The organism is Paraburkholderia phytofirmans PsJN (assembly GCF_000020125.1).
GTDB classification, from domain to species: Bacteria; Pseudomonadota; Gammaproteobacteria; order Burkholderiales; family Burkholderiaceae; genus Paraburkholderia; species Paraburkholderia phytofirmans.
Genome location: NC_010681.1, coordinates 3121323 through 3139193, shown reverse-complemented (window position 1 = coordinate 3139193; position 17871 = coordinate 3121323). Strand labels below are relative to the sequence as shown.

16 protein-coding genes are annotated in these 17871 nt (G+C 65.0%); 7 read left to right on the top strand and 9 right to left on the bottom strand.

The features are described from left to right. Window position 1 precedes the first annotated feature (1 nt). Window positions 2-1816, bottom strand: coding sequence for an efflux transporter outer membrane subunit (locus tag BPHYT_RS13770; protein ID WP_012433765.1), 1815 nt, complete (start codon window positions 1814-1816; stop codon window positions 2-4). A 155-nt stretch (window positions 1817-1971) separates the two neighbouring features. On the opposite strand from BPHYT_RS13770, the gene BPHYT_RS13765 reads away from it, so the two are divergent. Next, on the top strand, window positions 1972-2910 hold the full coding sequence (locus BPHYT_RS13765; protein ID WP_012433764.1) for a LysR family transcriptional regulator: 939 nt from the start codon (window positions 1972-1974) through the stop codon (window positions 2908-2910). A 220-nt stretch (window positions 2911-3130) separates the two neighbouring features. Beyond that, window positions 3131-3289 (top strand): hypothetical protein, encoded by a 159-nt coding sequence (locus BPHYT_RS38660; RefSeq protein ID WP_012433763.1) that lies wholly within the window; start codon window positions 3131-3133, stop codon window positions 3287-3289. Window positions 3290-3461: 172 nt separating this feature from the next. Here the strand turns inward: BPHYT_RS38660 and BPHYT_RS13760 are convergent, their stop codons facing one another. The 5 genes from BPHYT_RS13760 to wrbA all read right to left on the bottom strand — a co-directional run bounded on the left by BPHYT_RS13760 (window position 3462) and on the right by wrbA (window position 7784). Next, the gene (locus BPHYT_RS13760; RefSeq protein ID WP_012433762.1) at window positions 3462-4184 is read right to left on the bottom strand and encodes an SOS response-associated peptidase; all 723 of its coding nucleotides are present in this window, start codon (window positions 4182-4184) and stop codon (window positions 3462-3464) included. Window positions 4185-4318: 134 nt separating this feature from the next. Beyond that, window positions 4319-5125 (bottom strand): metallophosphoesterase, encoded by an 807-nt coding sequence (locus BPHYT_RS13755; RefSeq protein WP_012433761.1) that lies wholly within the window; start codon window positions 5123-5125, stop codon window positions 4319-4321. A gap of 50 nt (window positions 5126-5175) precedes the next feature. Further along, window positions 5176-6594, bottom strand: coding sequence for an FAD-binding oxidoreductase (locus BPHYT_RS13750; RefSeq protein WP_012433760.1), 1419 nt, complete (start codon window positions 6592-6594; stop codon window positions 5176-5178). Window positions 6595-6648: 54 nt separating this feature from the next. Continuing rightward, complete coding sequence (locus tag BPHYT_RS13745; RefSeq protein WP_012433759.1) at window positions 6649-7185, bottom strand: DUF2069 domain-containing protein; 537 nt, start codon at window positions 7183-7185, stop codon at window positions 6649-6651. Continuing rightward, entirely contained in the window at window positions 7182-7784 is a 603-nt protein-coding gene (wrbA, locus tag BPHYT_RS13740) for an NAD(P)H:quinone oxidoreductase (protein WP_012433758.1), read from the bottom strand. Before wrbA ends, BPHYT_RS13745 begins: the two co-directional genes overlap by 4 nt. Before the next feature lie 118 nt (window positions 7785-7902). Between wrbA and BPHYT_RS13735 the strand changes: the two genes are divergently transcribed. Then, on the top strand, window positions 7903-9216 hold the full coding sequence (locus BPHYT_RS13735) for a YihY family inner membrane protein (protein WP_012433757.1): 1314 nt from the start codon (window positions 7903-7905) through the stop codon (window positions 9214-9216). Between the two features lie 42 nt (window positions 9217-9258). Here the strand turns inward: BPHYT_RS13735 and BPHYT_RS13730 are convergent, their stop codons facing one another. The 3 genes from BPHYT_RS13730 to BPHYT_RS13720 form a co-directional block, all read right to left on the bottom strand. Continuing rightward, a complete protein-coding gene (locus BPHYT_RS13730; RefSeq protein ID WP_012433756.1) occupies window positions 9259-9579 on the bottom strand; it encodes an Mpo1-like protein in 321 nt (106 codons plus the stop codon). Between the two features lie 178 nt (window positions 9580-9757). After that, complete coding sequence (locus tag BPHYT_RS13725) at window positions 9758-10591, bottom strand: alpha/beta fold hydrolase (protein ID WP_012433755.1); 834 nt, start codon at window positions 10589-10591, stop codon at window positions 9758-9760. Beyond that, window positions 10588-11940 carry an O-acetylhomoserine aminocarboxypropyltransferase gene (locus BPHYT_RS13720; RefSeq protein ID WP_041758511.1) on the bottom strand — a complete coding sequence of 451 codons (1353 nt, stop codon included), beginning with the start codon at window positions 11938-11940 and terminating at the stop codon, window positions 10588-10590. Before BPHYT_RS13720 ends, BPHYT_RS13725 begins: the two co-directional genes overlap by 4 nt. Window positions 11941-12180: 240 nt before the next feature. Between BPHYT_RS13720 and BPHYT_RS13715 the strand changes: the two genes are divergently transcribed. The 4 genes from BPHYT_RS13715 (at window position 12181) to BPHYT_RS13700 (ending at window position 17863) form a co-directional block, all read left to right on the top strand. Beyond that, window positions 12181-12642 carry a CBS domain-containing protein gene (locus tag BPHYT_RS13715; RefSeq protein ID WP_012433753.1) on the top strand — a complete coding sequence of 154 codons (462 nt, stop codon included), beginning with the start codon at window positions 12181-12183 and terminating at the stop codon, window positions 12640-12642. Window positions 12643-12921: 279 nt separating this feature from the next. After that, window positions 12922-14859 (top strand): MFS transporter, encoded by a 1938-nt coding sequence (locus tag BPHYT_RS13710; protein ID WP_012433752.1) that lies wholly within the window; start codon window positions 12922-12924, stop codon window positions 14857-14859. 373 nt (window positions 14860-15232) lie between these two features. After that, a complete protein-coding gene (gene aroC / locus BPHYT_RS13705) occupies window positions 15233-16333 on the top strand; it encodes a chorismate synthase (protein WP_012433751.1) in 1101 nt (366 codons plus the stop codon). Between the two features lie 51 nt (window positions 16334-16384). Continuing rightward, window positions 16385-17863, top strand: a complete 1479-nt coding sequence (locus BPHYT_RS13700; RefSeq protein WP_012433750.1) for a tetratricopeptide repeat protein — start codon at window positions 16385-16387, stop codon at window positions 17861-17863. Window positions 17864-17871 lie beyond the last annotated feature (8 nt).

Sequence of the window (17871 nt, the reverse complement as noted above, 5' to 3'; positions counted from 1 at the left end):
ATCAGCTTCCCGACTTAGCCGACCGGGGAGCGGCATTTGTGCTCGCCGACGCGTTTGCGGGTATTGATCCGGCGCGTGAATTCGCTGGTGTCGTTGGCGACGTGGACAGAGTGTTCGAGTTCGCCGCCGTGTTCACCGACATCGCCCCAGCGCTCGGCTTCGCCGCCGTGTTCGCCGGCATCGACCCAGCGCTCGACTTCACCGCCGTGTTCGCGGACATCGCCCCAGCGCTCGACTTCACCGCCGTGTTCGCCGAAATCGACCCAGCGCTGGAACCCGCCGCCCCATTCGCCGGCAAACCGCCAACGGCCGAACCCGCCGCTTTCCCCTTCCCATGCGCCGGCAACGTCTCATTCGCCTGCGGACCGTTAGCCGGGTCGTCGAGTCCACCGCCCAACGCGGTGACCAGCGACGCATGCGCGCCCAGCCGTTCGGCCTGAATCTTCGCGACCCCTTCCTGCGCGCGCAGCAACTGATTCTGCGCGATCAGCACGTTGAGGTAGTCAGTCAGGCCGCGCCGATATCCTTCGCGCGACAGATCGTAATTCTTGCGGGCCGCCGCGACCGAACGGTCGGCGTCGTCGGCTTGAGTGGCGAGCGAACGGATGCGGATCACCTGATCGGAAATGTCCTTGAGCGCGCCGACAATCGACTGGTTATAGCGCTCGACGGCTTCGTCATAGCCCGCCGACGCCGCGCCGAGTTGCGAACGCAACCGTCCGCCGTCGAGGATCGGCAGCGACAGCGCCGGCCCCGCGCTCCAGCTATGCGACGGATTCTTCAGGAACTGGAACAGCGGCCCCATCGCCGCATAACCGCCGATCGACGCCAGCAGGTTGATGTCCGGATAGAAATCGGCCTTGGCGACGTCGATGCCGCGCGCTTGCGCCGCGACGGTCCAGCGCGCCGCGACCACGTCCGGCCGATGGCCGATCAGGTCCGCGGGCAAGGCGCTCGGCAGACCGGCCGGCCCCATCTGGAGCGACAGGCTCGGACGCTGGATCGAATCGCCCGCGCCCGGACCTTTGCCGGCCAGCGCCGCCAGCTGATTGCGGCCGAGCGCGATCTTCTCTTCGATTTCGTCGATCTGGCGTTCGTATTCCGGCAGCGGCGTTTCGGCCTGGCTCACTTCGAGCTGCGTGCCGATGCCGCCTTTCAGACGCCGGTTGGCCAGATCCACGATCTGCTGCTGTTGCTGCAAGGTGGCCTTGGCGATATCGAGCAGCGCGTAGTTCAGCGACATCTCGATGTACGTGCGCACCACGTTGCCTTCCAGTTCGAGCTGGGCGGCGCGCGCATCGGCCGAACTCGCGTGCGCGGCGTCGAGCGCGCGCTCTGCGGCGTTCTTGTCCTTGCCCCAGATGTCGAGGTGATACGACAGGCCGAGCGTGCCGGTGTTGTTCCACGACTGCTCGCCGGCCAGCGGTCCCGGGCCGTAATAAAGGTTGTCGGCCCACTTCTGGCGCTGGATCGACAGGCTGCCGTTGACTTGCGGCGACAACGCCGAGCGGGCGACGCCGGCCATCGACATGGCTTCGCGCACGCGCGCCTGGGCGGCCGCGAGGCTCGGGTTGCCCGCTTGCGCGTCTTCGATCCACTGGTTCAGTTGCGGATCGTTATAGGCGCGCCACCAGTCGAGCGCGGGCCATTGGGCGTCCGCGTTGGCGGCGCGGATCGCGTTGCCCGCGTCGAGCGAAGCGGGTTCGATTCCGCTGGCCTGCGGCGCAACGCCTCCGGTACTTGCACAGCCGGCGATTGTTAATAGGATCGTAAGAACCGCGGCTGCGGCGATCCCTTTCTGTACCGGAGACTGCACGATTTCCTCCAAAATTGGCTATAGAAGCATGTGCGTCATTATATTTTTCGATTGATTGCGGAATAACCGGTAAAGATGCAAGGCATTCTTACGCGATATGAGACAATCGCCTTTGCGAATCGTGTAACAATCGCTTCCGATCACAAGGGAAAGTTATGGATACGCTTCAAAACATGCGCGTATTTGTCCGGGTCGTCGAAGCAGGCAGCTTCACGGGCGCCGCGCAGCATCTGAATACGACCACGGCCTACGCGTCGCGCGCGGTGTCCGATCTGGAAGCGCATCTGCGCACGCGCCTGTTGAACCGCACGACGCGCCGGATCGCGCTGACCGAAGCCGGCGAGCGCTATCTGCAACGCTGCGAACAGATCCTCGCGTACGTGGATCAGGCGGAGGCCGAGGCGAGCGACGCCCATGCCCGCCCGTCCGGCAAGCTGAAGGTGCACGCCATGACGAGCTTTGGCCAGCACTACGTGGTGCCGGCCGTCGGCCGCTACCAGGAGCGTTACCCTGACGTGCAAATCGAATTGACGCTCGCGCAGCGCATGCCCGATCTGCTCGATGAAGGCTTCGACGTGTCGCTCACGCTCGCCACCAGTCTGCCGGATTCGGGGCTGGTGTCGCAGCGGCTCGGCAGCGCGTTCAGCATTGCGTGCGCGTCGCCCGCTTATCTGGAGCGGCACGGCGTGCCGCAAACGCCGGCGGACCTCACCCGCCACGAGTGTCTGCAAATGGTCACACCGGTCTTCCCGACCGAAAAATGGATCTTCGACGGCCCGAACGGCGAGGAAACCATTGCGCTGGGCGCGACCAGCTTTCAGGTGAACGTCGCCGAAGCCATGGCGGTGGCGGTGTCGAGCGGCATGGGCGTCGGCCTGATTCCGATCTACTCGGCGATCAGCGGTTTGCGAAAGGGCGAACTCGTTTGGCTGCTGCCGGAATACACGTCGCAGCCAATGAATCTGTACGCGTTGTACCCGTCCAGGCAGTATCTGGATGCCAAGATCCGCACGTGGGTCGAGTTCCTGCGCGACGAATTGCCCGCCACGCTAGCCGCGGATCAGGAGGAACTGCGCCAGTTCGCGCGCACTTGATACTGTGCCGCGCGGTGTTTCCGGCGATGATCGGCGGTCTGCCGGAAGCTGGCGTGAGCGCCTGTTACATAGCTGCCGCGTCGCAACATTTCCTTACTTCTGCCGCGCGGTCGATTTGCTAACGTGTCGTTCATGCGTCGCGGTCTGCACCGGACGCGCTGAGTTCGCCGCCGTTCGGCAAATCGCAACAAAATCGCAACGACAGAAGGACGAGGGATTCATGGATACGCATCTGATGATCGGCGTGGCCGTCATGTTTGGCTTGATCGCGATTGCCGCGTCGCGCGATTTGCTGCGCCGGTTGCGCGATCAGCAGCCGCAACTGGTGCCGGTCAAGGTCGAGCGCCCGGATTCGCAGGGGCAGCGGCGCGATCGTTGAGGTTTGCTGCGGCGGCCTTGCTACCGGGCGGCCGGGTCTTTGTTCTTGGGGTGACGGGTTGATGCGGGCGCGCGTCTGGCGCTGATGTCGCGTTCCGTGTGCGGCGAGTGACGCTTCCGCCTTCGGGCGTCGCGGTTCGCCCTCCATCCGCGCTCATATCCGGCGCTCAAATTCAGTTCACTGCTGCGATCAGACCCGGCTCGTCGGTGAGCGTGCGGTCCACTTCGTGACTCACTCTGTGCCAGCGAAAGCGCGCGGCGGCGATGCCGGCGGTGCGCGTCAACTGCTCGAGTTCATCGAGCGGCAATTCAGGGTCCAGCCAGCGGCGCGCCGCGTCCGGCGCGAATGCCAGCGGACGGCGGTCGTGCACGTCGACGAGACCCGCGTCGGCGATGGCCGTCACGATTACCATCCCCATGCCTTCCGTTTGCGGTTCGGTTCCGCGCACGCTCGAGAGCGCCGCGAGATACATGGGCGCGTCGCTCTTCAGATGCACGAAGTGGGGTTGGCGGCCCGGTGGCTCGTCTAGCCGGTCTTTGCTATCCGCGATGTTGGCCAGTGACGCGGTTTCCATGCGCCATTCGAACCAGCCGTCTGCCGGCACCAACACCCTTCCGGTTTTCCACAAGTCCTTGAAGTAGCGGCCGCTCGGCGCGGCGTCGGCGCGCGCGTTGATCGTCTGCGGCAGATGCTGTTCGCGTGCCCAGTCAGGGCAATAACCCCAGTGGATCGCGTGCACTGTTTGATCCGGGTAGATGGCGAGCGGGTGAGTACCGGGCGCGAGGTTGTAGCCGGGGCGGCGGTCGGCGGCATCGAAGAGCATGAGCGGGTCGGCGAGGCCGAGCTGCCCGGCGTAGAAATGCGGATCGCGGTACTGGCTGATTCGACCACACATGAGCGACCTCCGGGACGACCGGCGTGGGTTTCGATAGCCGCGGCTGGATCACCGCGATTCGACAACCTCGATAGCGTAGTGCGTGCTGTGCGGGCGCGCTATTCAGATTGGCCCCAAGCCACCTCACGCGACCGCTATATCTCTACGACCTTATCCCACGCAAAAAGCGGATTCTCCAACTGGCCAGTGCGCCGGTCGAGATAGCCGCGCGGATTGCAGACCACACGCGTGCCGTTCACGCTGTAATCGAAAGGCGTATGCGTATGCCCATGAATCCACAACGCGACAGGCGCGCCGACCAGATCCGGCAAATGATTGACGAAGCCCGCCGACACGAGGTCTTCCGCATAGCGCTCGGCCAGACTCAGCCGATGCGGGGCATGATGCGTGACCACAATCGTCTTGCCGCCGAACGGCCTGGCGAGTTCGCCCTCGAGCCAGGTGCGCGCTCGCCGGTGCAGTGCAAGCGAGTCGTCGGGCGTGAAATCGCGTGTGGCGTCGTGGGTGTCGTGCGGCCAGTTCATCTGGATCAGTCCGCGGAAGTCGAGCATCACCTTGCGCGATGCCTCGATCGAACTGGCGAGCGCGTCCGGGTCGTTTCCGTACAACGCGAAGTCGGTCCACAAAGTCGTGCCGAGCACGCGCCACCGGCCTTGCGGGTCGACCAGCGCGGCGTTGTTCAGCACGTGCACGTTCTCGACCTGCGCAGCAGCGTCGTAGAGCGCCGCGTCGAGCGCGCTGAACTCGCCGTCGTAGTATTCGTGATTGCCGGGCACGTAGACCACCGGCACGGCGCCGTCGAAAGTCTGCGCGGCCCAGCGCGGTCCGGCCGCGTGATTGTGGATGTCGCCGGCCAGCACGATCAGATCCGCCTGCGCATGCGGGATCAGCTCGGGCTCGTCGTTCTCCAGATGCAGATCGGACAGCACTCGAATCTTCACGGCCACGACTCCTGAAATGGCCTCCGCGGGGGGACGCGGAATTTCAGACGCTAGCGTAGCACCTTGCCCGGATTCATCAGATTCAGCGGATCGAGCGCACGTTTGACAGCGCGCATCAACTGCACTTCGACGTCCTGCTTATAGTGCATCGCTTCGTCGATCTTCAACTGGCCGAGCCCGTGTTCCGCGCTGATGCTGCCGCGATGCCGGTGCACGCTGTCGTAGACGATCTGGTTGATCGGGCTCTGGTATTGCGTGAGGAACGCTTTCGCATCGACGCCTTCGGGCGCTTGCACGTTGTAGTGCAGATTGCCGTCGCCGAGATGGCCGAACGTCACCATGCGCGCGCCGGGCACGGCCTGCGCGATCGCCGCGTCGGTTTCCTCGATGAAGTGGCCGACCCGCGAGATCGGTACCGCGATATCGTGCTTGATGTTCAGGCCTTCCTCGGCCTGTGCGAGCGGAATGTGTTCACGCAGATTCCAGAACGCTCGCGACTGGCTGAGATTTTCCGCGACCACCGCGTCTTGCACCAGACCGCTTTCGAGCGCCGTTTCCATCAGACGCTCGAACAGTTCGCGTGCATGCTCCTCGCTTTCGCTGTCCGACAGTTCGAGCAGCACGACTTGCGCGTGCGGCTCGGCGAACGGATAGCGCATCTGCTCGAAATGCCGGCCGACCAACCGCAGGCAGAAATCGGACATCAATTCGAAACCGGTCAACAGCGGCCCGGCGACACGCTGCGTGAGCGACAAAAAGTCGAGCGCGGCATGCGGCGACGCGAGCGCGGCGAGCGCCGTGACGCGCGCGGCCGGTCGCGGATGCAGCTTAAGCACGGCGGCGGTGATGATGCCGAGCGTGCCTTCCGCGCCGATGAACAGGTCGCGTAGATCGTAGCCGGTGTTGTCCTTGCGCAGTCCGCGCAGGCCGTCCCAGAGTTCGCCCTGCGGTGTGACGACCTCCAGCCCGAGGCACAACTCGCGCGCGTTGCCGTAGCGGAGCACGCCGGTGCCGCCCGCATTGGTGGCGAGATTGCCGCCGATCGTGCAGCTGCCTTCGGCGGCGAGGCTCAAGGGGAAGAGGCGGCCGGCCTCGTCGGCGTGCTTCTGCACCTCGGCGAGAATCACACCGGCTTCGACCGTGATCGTGTTGTTGTGCGGATCGATGTCGCGCACCCGGTTCAGACGCCGCAAGCTGATGACCGCCTGCGCGCCGCTTGCGTCCGGCGTGGCGCCGCCGGCGAGACCCGTGTTGCCGCCTTGCGGAACCAGCGCGATGCGATGTTCGACAGCAAGCTTCACGAGTGCGGCGACTTCGTCAGGCGTGGCCGGGCAGAGTACCGCGCACGCCGCGCCGGCGTAGCGGCGGCGCCAGTCGGTCAGGTACAGGGCAGTGTCGTGCGGATCGGTCAGCACCTGCGCGGCGCCGATGGCGTCGCGGCAGGCGGCGAGGAAAGCGGTTTGGGTCATGTCGGTCGGTCAGCGTATTCGGGCGGAAATGTCGGGCGAGGCGGAGCGTTTTTGTCAGCCGGACGGATTGGCGTGGTCGGCGGGCTCGCTTCCGGCTTGATTCGCGGGCTGGGTTGCAGCCTGAGTGGCAGCTTGCTTTGCAGCCTGCTTTGCCGCTCGTTTCGCCGCGCGTTTGAACGGCGCGACGTAGGCCAGCGCGCAGACGAAGAAGACCACGGAGAGCGCGGCTTCCAGCCAGCCGAGGCGCGCGCTCAGCCCGCGCTCGCTCCAGCCACGCACAATGCCCTCGGCAAAAAACAGGAGGATCAGCATGGACGCCCATTGCAGCGTATACAGCCGTTGCCGCCAGACACCGGGCAGGGCGAGCAGCAATGGCACAGCCTTGAGCACGAGCGCCGAACCGCCGGGACGCAGCGGCGCAAGCCACCATTCCCACACGACGGACACGACGATCAGCGCAACCAGGGCAGTGGTGGCGCCGAGCGCAGCGGCGCGATTTCGCGGCACGGGGGCAGCGGTAGGAGGCGTGGACGCCTGCATTGCGGTGTGGGCGTTAGACGCGGCGGCCGGTTGCGCGTGCGGCTCGTTCACGGCCTTTCACTCATGGATGCCGCCGTGCGCGCGATGCGTGCGCCGAGCGCGATGGCGAGCGTCTTCTCGTCCGCGGAGATGCCGTGTCCGGCGCTGCCCGCGCGCGCGAAATGCGACGCGCCGTAAGGTGTGCCGCCGGTTTGCGTGGTGCTCAGTGCGCTCTCCGTGTACGGAATGCCGACGATCAGCATGCCGTGATGCAGAAGCGGCAGCATCATGGAGAGCAGAGTCGACTCCTGGCCGCCGTGCAGACTTCCTGTGGACGTGAACACGCAAGCGGGTTTGCCCGCGAGCGCGCCGGACAGCCACTGCGGCGTGGTGCCGTCGAGAAAGTATTTGAGCGACGCCGCCATGTTGCCGAAGCGGGTAGGCGAACCGAGCGCCAGACCGGCGCAATCTTCGAGGTCGCGCAGTTCGACGTAGGGCGGGCCTTCGGCGGGAATATCGGGCTGGGTCGCTTCGCAGACGGTGGAGACCGCCGGCACGGTGCGCACGCGCGCCTGCATGCCGGGAACGCTGTCGACGCCGTGCGCGATCGCCAGCGCGAGTTCGCGCGTGGCGCCGTGACGGCTGTAATAGAGCACGAGAATGTCTTTCATAGGCCTCATCGGTGAACGGGTATTATAGGGGCTGGGTCCGCTCCACAGGCCGCCCATAGCCATTCGGCCAGGTCTCGCGCGGTCCTGTCATACCGTTGCACGCAGCAAGGAGGTGGGTTTGTTGTCCAGGGTGCGTTTCGATCTCGACACGCTCAAACGGCTCGCGCAATTTGCCGCGCAGCGCAGCAGCGAAGACCGCATTCCGCAGGTGGCCGGCAGCCTCACGTTCACCACCATGCTTTCGCTCGTGCCGCTCGCGACGGTCGCGTTCGCGTTGTTCACCGCGTTTCCGATCTTTGCTTCGTTCCAGATGTCGCTGCAGATTTTTCTTGCCGACCATCTGATGCCAGCGCAGCTCAACAGTCAGATTTTTAACTATCTGAATCAGTTTGCGTCGAAGGCGAAAGGCCTCACGACCATCGGCATGATCTTTCTGTTTGTCACTGCCGTGATGACGATGATGACAGTCGAATCCGCCTTCAATGTGATCTGGCGCGTGCGCAAAGCGCGGCCGATCGCGCAGCGCATTCTGGTGTATTGGGCAATCATCACGCTGGGCCCGATTCTGATCGGCGTCAGTTTGTCGATATCGTCGTATCTGTTTACGCAGTCCATGACCTTCACGGCGGCGCAGCGCATGACGCCCGTCATCGAGTGGGCACTTACCGGCGCCGCGCTGCCGCTCACTGCGGTCGCTTTCACGATTCTCTACGTCTACCTGCCGAATTGCCGTGTGGAATGGCGCGACGCGGTGATTGGCGGCGTGACCGCGGCGATCGCCTTCGAACTGGCGAAGCGCGGCTTCGGCTATTACGTGCGGCGTATTCCGACCTACACCGCGGTGTACGGCGCATTCGCGGCCGTGCCGCTATTTCTGGTGTGGATGTACCTGTGCTGGTTCATCACGCTCGCGGGCGCAATGATCGCGTCCGCGTTGCCGGCCATTCGCATCGGCCAGTTTCACCGGCCCACCTTCGAGGGCAGCAATCTGTTCGACTCGCTCGAACTGCTCGCACGCCTCTCGGAAGCGCGTGAAGCAGGTAAGCGCGGCTACACCGTACCCGAACTTTCGCGGATGCTTCGGCGCGATATGGACACCACGATCAACCTGCTGCAAAAGCTCGAGGAGATCGAATGGATCGCGCGCTTGCAGGAGGACGGGCTGCGTCCGCATTTCCTGCTGCTGGCAAATCCGGCGCAAATCACAGTGGAGCGCCTGTTCGAAATGTTCGTGATCGACCGCGCGGAACTCGAGTATCAACTCCAGCTGGCGTCCACCCGCGTGGATGGCGAGATGCTGCTGGCGGCGCTGGAAAACGACAAGCTGAAAGTCACACTTGCCGCATTGCTGGCGGCGCGCGCGGCCGCTCGCGCGGCGCGCGCCGAGCAGAGCGAACCCGGCACGCCTTCCATGCCGCATCAGGCTGCTTGAGTCGCGGAGTGCGTACTGGTCGGCGCTAAAACTAATGCATCGCTACAGCGAAATCTTGCCGACGCAGATGTCCTTGAACATCACCCAGTCGCCCATCAGGCTGTAAAGCGGATGCCGGAAGGTAGCGGGCCGGTTCTTCTCGAAGAAGAAATGTCCGACCCAGGCAAAGCCGTATCCGCAGATCACGGCGGCGGGCAGCCATAGCCAGTCGCCGGTGGCGAGCGCCATGGCGAGACAGCCGATCACGCCGAGCGATCCCACGAAATGCAGCCGCCGCGAGACCGTGTTGCGGTGCTCGCTCAGGTAGTACGGATAAAACTCCGCGAAACTCGCGAAGTGATCGGTGTGCGCGGTTTGCGCCATCACGGCCTCCGGATTGCGACGCTTCCCGATGCTTCGGCGTGCGCCAACATGCCAGGCACGCGCGCTCGAAACAGGACAGGGTTGATCCATTGTGCGGCTATCGGACGACGCGCGCAACCTGGCCATTCGGCCGATGGCGCGCCGCTCTTTACGCCGTTATCGTGACGGCTCGTGACCTTTATCCGGCCTCGCGAGGCGCTCTGGTGGCGAAGCTGAAGAGGGCGTCGAGCGTGGCGTCGGGTTGCTCGGACATGAGCGCGTGACCGGCGTCGAGTGTGACCGTGTCGACCGGTACACCGGCTTGCGCCAGGGCGCCGGCGAGCGCTTTGGCGGCGCGCGGCGGCGTCATCGCATCGCGCCGGCCGACGATCAGGCGTGCGGCGCAACGCACTTGCGCAGCGCGGGCGAGGCCGTCCGCATAGCTGTTGCAGGCGGCGAAGTCGGTGTGGAACAGGTTCGGCTCGCCGCTTGCCGAGACGCGTTCCATCAAGCGCTGGTTCATACCGTGCAGCCAGAAGCCGGGGCCGGGGCAGGAGGGCTTGGCCGCGAAGGTCGAGTGCGACCATTGATTGACCATGCCGATCGCTTCGGGCTCACGGTGCAAGGCGGCGTCGAGCAGTGCGTCGGAGACTGCCATCGGAATCGCCGTGGCGAGCAGGGCGAGATGCGTTGCCCGTTCCGGATAGCGGCCGGCGAAATCGAGCGCGATCAGCGAGCCCATGCTGTGACCGGCCACGAAGGCGCGCCGCACACCGGCGGCATCGAGCAGCGCTGCCAGCCAGTCGGCCATGGCCGGCACGGTGGTCAGCGCCGGGCCGGCGCTGCGGCAGTGACCGGGCAGATCCACGGCCAGCACGCTGAAGCCGTGATGCGCGAAGTAGCGGGTTTGCAGCGCCCACACGCTGTGATCGTGCTCCGCGCCGTGGATGAATACGGCGGTCGGCAGGCTCGCATCGAACGCTTTGCCGCCGGTGTAGGCGTAGGCAGGTTTGCCTTGAACGGTCAGGATCATGCGGACTCCGGGCGAGTTTGGGCGGCCGCAGCGGCTGCGCCGCCGTGCGGCGCGCTCGAAGCGCTCGCTTTCTGTGCGGCTTTCAACGCGCGCTTGAGGTCGTCGATCAGATCGTCGGGATCTTCGAGGCCGATCGAAAGGCGGATCGTCCCTTCGGCGATGCCGGCCGCGGCGAGCGCAGCGGCGTCCATGCGAAAGTGCGTGGTCGATGCGGGATGGATGACGAGCGAGCGTGCGTCGCCTACGTTCGCGAGATGCGAGAACAGCGAGAGCGCCTCGATGAAACTGCGCCCGGCGGCGCGGTCGCCGCGCAGATTGAAGCTGAACACCGCGCCGGCGCCGCGCGGCAACAGGCGTTTCGCAAGGGCGTGATCCGGGTGCGTCGGCAACTCCGGATAGGCGACGGATTCGACTGCCGCGTGAGCGGCGAGGAATTCGACCACGCGTCGCGTGTTGGCGACGTGCCGTTCCATCCGCAGAGGCAGCGTTTCGATGCCTTGCAGCAGTTGCCACGCGGCCTGCGGATGCAGGCAGGCGCCGAAGTCGCGCAGGCCCTCGCGGCGTGCACGCAGAAGAAACGGTGCGACGGTGCTTTCCTCGCTGAACACCATGCCGTGAAAGCCGTCGTACGGTTCGGTGAATTCGGGGAAGCGCCCGGAGGCTTCGAAGTCGAACGTGCCGCCGTCCACCAGCACGCCGCCGATCGTCGTGCCATGGCCACCGAGAAATTTGGTGGCCGAGTGATAGACGAAGTCCGCGCCATGTTCGAACGGTTTGAGCAGATAAGGCGTGGTGAAGGTCGAGTCGACCAGCAGCGGCACGCGGTGCTCGTGCGCGATCTGCGCCACGGCGGCGATATCGAGCACGTCGAGGCCCGGATTGCCGAGCGTTTCGCCGAACAGCAGTCGTGTATTCGGGCGCAGCGCGGCGCGCCACGCGTCGAGGTCGCCGGGCTTGACGAAGGTCGTCTCGATACCGAAGCGCCGCAACGTGTAGTGCAGCAGATTGTGCGAGCCGCCGTACAACGCGCTGGAGGCGACGATATGCGAGCCCGCGCCCATCAGCGTGGCGATGGCCAGATGCAAGGCCGCCTGGCCGCTTGCCGTGCCGATCGCGCCCGCGCCGTTTTCCAGCGCGGCGACGCGTTCCTCGAACACGGCCACGGTCGGGTTCGAGATGCGTGAATAGACGTGGCCGGCGCGCTCCATATTGAAGAGCGCCGCGGCGTGGTCCGAGTCGCGGAACGAAAACGAGGTAGTCTGGTAAATCGGCGTGGCGCGCGCGCCGGTTGTCGGGTCGGGAGCAGCGCCGGCGTGCAGCGCAAGCGTGTCGAAACGGTTGGCGGACATGCGGAGCGGCGAGGCCACGGACGGCCTCGCGAAAGGTGAAAGTGGCGGCCATCCTATCACCGGCACGCGGCGCATCAAGCGCGGTTTTCCCGATGCGCGTGCGCGTGCAAGCACGGCTTCGAACCTGCGAACGCCCGCTGCGCCTTGGTGGGCGGGCCGCTTTCCTTTTATGGGTCTTTCCGCTAGGATCGAAAGACATCGATGCATTACCAGCTTAGCGGGCACTACGGGAGACAGATCATGCGAGTCAGCGACATCCTTAAAGTCAAAGGCAACACCCTATTCACGGTCACGCCGGACACCACGCTGCACGACGCAGTCAACGCCATGGCCGAGCACGACATCGGCTCGCTGGTGGTAATGGAGTATGGCGACCTCGTCGGCATGCTCACATTCCGCGAAATCATGCTGACGCTGAGCAAGAACGGCGGCAGCGTCGGCACGTCGACGATCCGCAAAGTGATGGACGACCATCCGCTCACCTGCACGCCGGAAACGGACGTCAACGAAGTTCGCCGCATGATGCTCGAGCATCACGTGCGTTATCTGCCGGTGCTCGAAAGCCGCACGCTGATGGGCGTGATCTCGTTCTACGACGTCGCCAAGGCGGTGGTCGAAGAGCAGGGCTTCGAAAACCGCATGCTCAAGGCCTATATCCGCGACTGGCCGGAAGAACAGCAGGAGCAGCAGCCGGCGCGTTAATGCGCGGCGATTCACTGCGACGCGCCAGCCGTTGCGGTGAGCGCGAAAAGGCAGTCGAGGCGCGCGCGAAAGCGTGCGCTTTTTTTGTGTCCGGCGCTGTGCTCGGCCTATGAGGAGTCTTGTGTCCGGTTCGGTAGCCGGCTCGACGTCAGGGCCGGTGCGAGTCCGCGTGGCGGGTTTGCAATCCGGCACCGCGTGCCGCCCGGCGACCCGCCCGTACGCGACACCGCGCATCGCACTTTCTTACCTGTCGTTCTTTTAGCCTGCTTCCGGAACTCCATGAGCGATCGTCCGTTACCTGCTGCCCGCCGCGCCGCGCGTCAACACGAGGCGCACGAATCCCAGTTCCGGCTGCTCAACCAGCGCCGCTTCGCACCGTTTTTCTGGACCCAGTTCCTCGGCGCGATGAACGACAACGTGTTCAAGATCGGTTTCACGTCGCTCGTCACGTATCAGGCGGCGCGCTTTTCCGGAGTCGATCCGAAAACGGCGGCGTTCCTGATCTCCGCCATCTTCATTCTGCCGTTCGTGCTGCTGTCGGCCACCTCCGGCCAGATCGCCGACAAGTACGACAAGGCGATGCTCACGCGCTTCGTCAAGAGCTTCGAGATCGTCGTGATGCTGATCGGCGGCGCGGGTTTCTGGCTGCATAGCGCGCCGCTTCTGTACCTGTGCACGTTTCTGATGGGCGTGCATTCCACCGTGTTCGGGCCGGTCAAATACTCCTATTTGCCGCAGCATCTGTCGAAGGCGGAACTGGTCGGCGGCAACGGCATGGTTGAAATGGGCACCTTCGTGGCCATCCTGATCGGCACAATCGTCGGCGGCGTGGGCGCGGGTTTCGCCGAACATGGCGCGGTGGTGCTGGCCTGCGCGTGCGTCGCGATCGCGCTGGTGGGGCGCGTGGTGTCGAGCTTCGTTCCCGTGACGCCGGCGCCGCAGGCCGATCTGCGCATCAACTGGAATCCGGTTAGCGAGACGTGGCGCAATCTCAAGCTGGCGCGCGAGAACCGTACGGTGTTTCTGAGTCTGCTTGGGATTTCCTGGCTGTGGTTCGTCGGCGCGATCTTCCTGTCGTCGTTTTTCAGCTTCGCGAAGAATGTGCTATCCGCCGATCCGGACGTCGTGACCGTGCTGCTCGGCACCTTCTCGATCGGCATCGGCCTCGGCTCGCTGATGTGCGAAAAACTCTCGAAGCGACGCATCGAAATCGGCCTCGTGCCGCTCGGTTCGATCGGCATGAGCGTATTCGCGATCGACCTGTTTTTCGCGAGCCATGCGTTGCCGCTACCGGGACATCTGCTGAGCGTCGGCGAGTTCATTGTGCGGCCCGCGCACTGGCGCGTGCTGGCCGATCTGTTCCTGCTCGCCATGTTCGGGGGCTTCTACAGCGTGCCCTTGTATGCGCTGATCCAGAGCCGCAGCCAGCCGAGCCACCGTGCGCGCATCATCGCGGCGAACAATATCCTGAACTCGCTGTTCATGATCGTCTCGTCGCTGATGGCGGTCGCTCTGACCTCGGCGGGTTTTAGCATTCCGGCCATTTTCCTCGTCACTGCGTTGCTCAACATCGTGGTGGCGACCTACATCTACTCGCTGGTGCCGGAGTTTCTGCTGCGCTTCATCGCGTGGGTGCTGGTGCACACGTTCTACCGGATTCGCCTCGTGCACGCTGAGCGGATTCCGGAAGAGGGCGCGGCCGTGCTGGTCTGCAATCACGTGAGTTTCGTCGACGCGATCGTCATCATGGCCGAGAGCCCGCGGCCGATCCGTTTCGTGATGGACCACCAGATCTTCAAGTCGCCGTTTGCCGGCTGGGTGTTCCGTCACGCCAAGGCGATTCCTATCGCGCCGGCGCATCAGGACCCGCAGGTGCTGACGCGCGCCTATGAGCGCTGCGCGCAGGCGCTTGCCGAGGGCGATCTGGTCTGCATCTTTCCGGAGGGCAAGCTGACCAGAACCGGCGACATGAATCCGTTCCGTCATGGCGTCACCGAGATCATCCGGCGCACGCCCGCGCCGGTCATTCCCATGGCGCTGCGCGGCCTGTGGGGCAGCGTGTTTTCGCGCGCGGGCGACGCGCGCTGGCCGCGGCCGATCCAGAAGGGCGTCATGAGCCGTCTCACGCTGGCGGTGGGCGAGCCGATCGAACCGGAACTGGCGACGCCGGAGACGTTGCAGCAGATCGTCACCGAGTTGCGCGGGGCGCGCAAGTAGCGCGGCCGCAGCGGTGAAGCGCGCGCGGTGTCACGGAAATCGAACGATGCCCGCGCGGACGCCGGCCAGGCGCAAGATGCTGGAATGCCAGCGCCGCCAGAACGCCAATCGATCGCGCAAGTAGCGCGCAATATCGGCGCAGAAATTCCTGACGTGCGATGTTTTGCGCGGCTCCGCCTGAGTGACCTGGGCAGCGGCGGCGATGCGAACAATCCTGCACGGCGCAGCGAGCGTCCCGACAAGCCGGGTGGTCCGGCCGGAATGCCTGCTTATACACATCCTGGCCGATCGGCCAACGCGACTGCGCGGCGCGGTCCAGCCGCCACGGGGCTGGCATAATAGCGTCTTCCCCGCATTTCTTTGGACGACGCCCATGTCCGGCAACACGCTCGGTACGCTTTTCACTGTCACGACCTTCGGCGAATCGCACGGCCCCGCTATCGGCTGTGTGATCGACGGTTGCCCGCCGGGCATGGCGCTCAACGAAGCCGACATCCAGTTCGAACTCGACCGGCGCAAGCCCGGCACGTCGCGCCACGTCACGCAGCGTCAGGAAGAAGACAAGGTCGAGATTCTGTCGGGCGTGTTCGAAGGCCAGACCACCGGCGCGCCGATCGCGCTCTTGATCCGCAACACGGACCAGCGCAGCAAAGACTACGGCAACATTGCCGACACGTTCCGCCCGGGCCACGCCGACTACACCTATTGGCAGAAATACGGCATCCGCGACTATCGCGGCGGTGGCCGTTCGTCGGCTCGTCTCACGGCACCGACGGTGGCCGCCGGTGCGGTTGCCAAGAAGTGGCTGCGCGAGAAGTTCGGCACCGAAATTCACGGCTATATGGCAGCGCTTGGCGAGATCGACGTGCCCTTCGTCGATTGGGCACACGTGCGCGAGAACCCGTTCTTCGCGCCCAACGCGCAGATCGTGCCGCAACTGGAAACGTACATGGACGCGCTGCGCAAGGACGGCGACTCGATCGGCGCGCGCATTAACGTCGTGGCGTCCGGCGTGCCGGTCGGCCTCGGCGAGCCGCTGTTCGACCGCCTCGACGCGGACATTGCGCACGCCATGATGGGCATCAACGCGGTGAAGGGTGTCGAGATCGGCGCGGGCTTTGCCAGCATCGCGCAACGAGGCTCGGTGCATGGCGACGAATTGACGCCGGAGGGCTTCGTCGGTAATCACGCGGGCGGTGTGCTCGGCGGTATTTCGACTGGACAGGACGTGACGGTGTCGATCGCGATCAAGCCGACGTCGAGCATTCGCACGCCGCGCCGCTCGATCGACAAGGCGGGGCAACCGGTCGTCGTCGAAACGTTCGGACGGCATGATCCGTGCGTCGGCATTCGCGCCACGCCGATCGCTGAATCCATGCTCGCGCTGGTGCTGATCGACCATGCGCTGCGTCATCGCGCGCAATGCGGCGACGTGGCCGTCAGCACGCCGAAGATCGCCGCGAGCGCGCCTTAACGGGCCTGCTTCGAGCGCCTCTGTAGCCGTTCTGCGTGGGCAGTGCTCTCCATGACCGATCTCAATTCCGGGCCGTCCGCGAGCGCCCTCGCGGGCCTGCGTGCGCGCGCCGCCGCGCCCGATGCCGCCGCCGGCGACTGCCTGGCGTTCGGTCAGGCGCTACTGCAACACGCCGGCCGCGACAAGGCGAGCCAGCGCGAGGCACTTGCTGCGCTGGTGCGCGCCTATCAACTCGATGCTTCCTGCGAACCCACACTGTTGCATACCATTGCGCAAACGGCGTTCGTATTGCGCGACTGGGCGCTGGTCGACTCGGCCACGGGCCTGCTGCTCGCGCGCCATGCCGAAGACGCCAACGCATTGATCTGGCGCGCGGCGGCCGTTCAGCAGCGCGACGACTTTGCCGCGGCCGAGGCGCTGTTGCGCGAAGCCGTGCGCGTCGTGCCGGGCAACCCGGTGGCGCTTCACAAGCTGGCGCTATGCATCAAGGAGCAGGCGCGCTTCGCCGAGGCCGAGGGCTTGCTGCGACAAGTGCTGATGCTTTCGCCGGACAATGCCCATGCGTTGTTCGATCTGTCGGAACTCGAGATTCGCAGTGGGCGTCTTGCCGAAGGCTGGGCGCATTACGAGTCGCGTATCGCGTTTGCCGCGGGCGAACTGAACAACGCGCAGCAAGCCCTCGCGGCGATCAGCGCGCATTGGCAGGGCGAATCGCTAGCTGGCAAAACGCTCGTGGTGTACGGCGAGCAAGGCAACGGCGATTGCCTCTGGGCGGTGAGGTTTTTGCCGCTGCTCGCCGAGCGGGCGCGGCGCGAGGGCGGCCGGGTGATTTTCGGCCACGACGGACCTTTGCGGCATCTATTCGAACGCATGCTGCCCGCCGATTTGCCGCTCGAAACGAGTCTGGAGACGCAGCCGGATTTTCATTGCGGGCTGATGACCCTGCCACTGCGGCTCGGCATTGTCGACGCAACCGGATGGGGCGCGCCGTACTTAAGCGCTGATGCCGCGCTTGAGCAGACATGGCGTGAGCGGGTCGAAGCGCATATGGCCGGCACGCGGGGCAATCGCAAGGTCGGTCTGGTGTGGAACGGTAATCCGGACCATATCCGCGACATGCGGCGTTCGGTGCCGGTCGGGCAAATCGAGCCGCTGTTGGATGTAGCCGGTGTGACCTATTTTGCTGTGTCGCCGGGGCGCGGAGAGACGGTCGCGCAGTGGCGCGCCAAGGGTCTCGACGTCGTCGATCTGACGCATCATTTTCAATCAGGCTTCGACGATGTCGCGGCGCTGCTGGCGAATCTGGATCTGGTGGTCACGATCGATAGCGGGCCCGCGCATCTGGCGGGGGCGCTTGGCGTGCCGACCTGTTTGATGATCGACCACGTCTCCGCCTGGTTCTGGGGCGACGAAACGCCGGAGACGGTCTGGTACGATTCGATCGAGCTGGTTCGACAGCTACGCGTCGGCGACTGGGCGCCGGTGGTGGCGAGGGTGCGGGAGCGGATTGAAGCGGTGGGACGGCGGTGAGTTGCCTA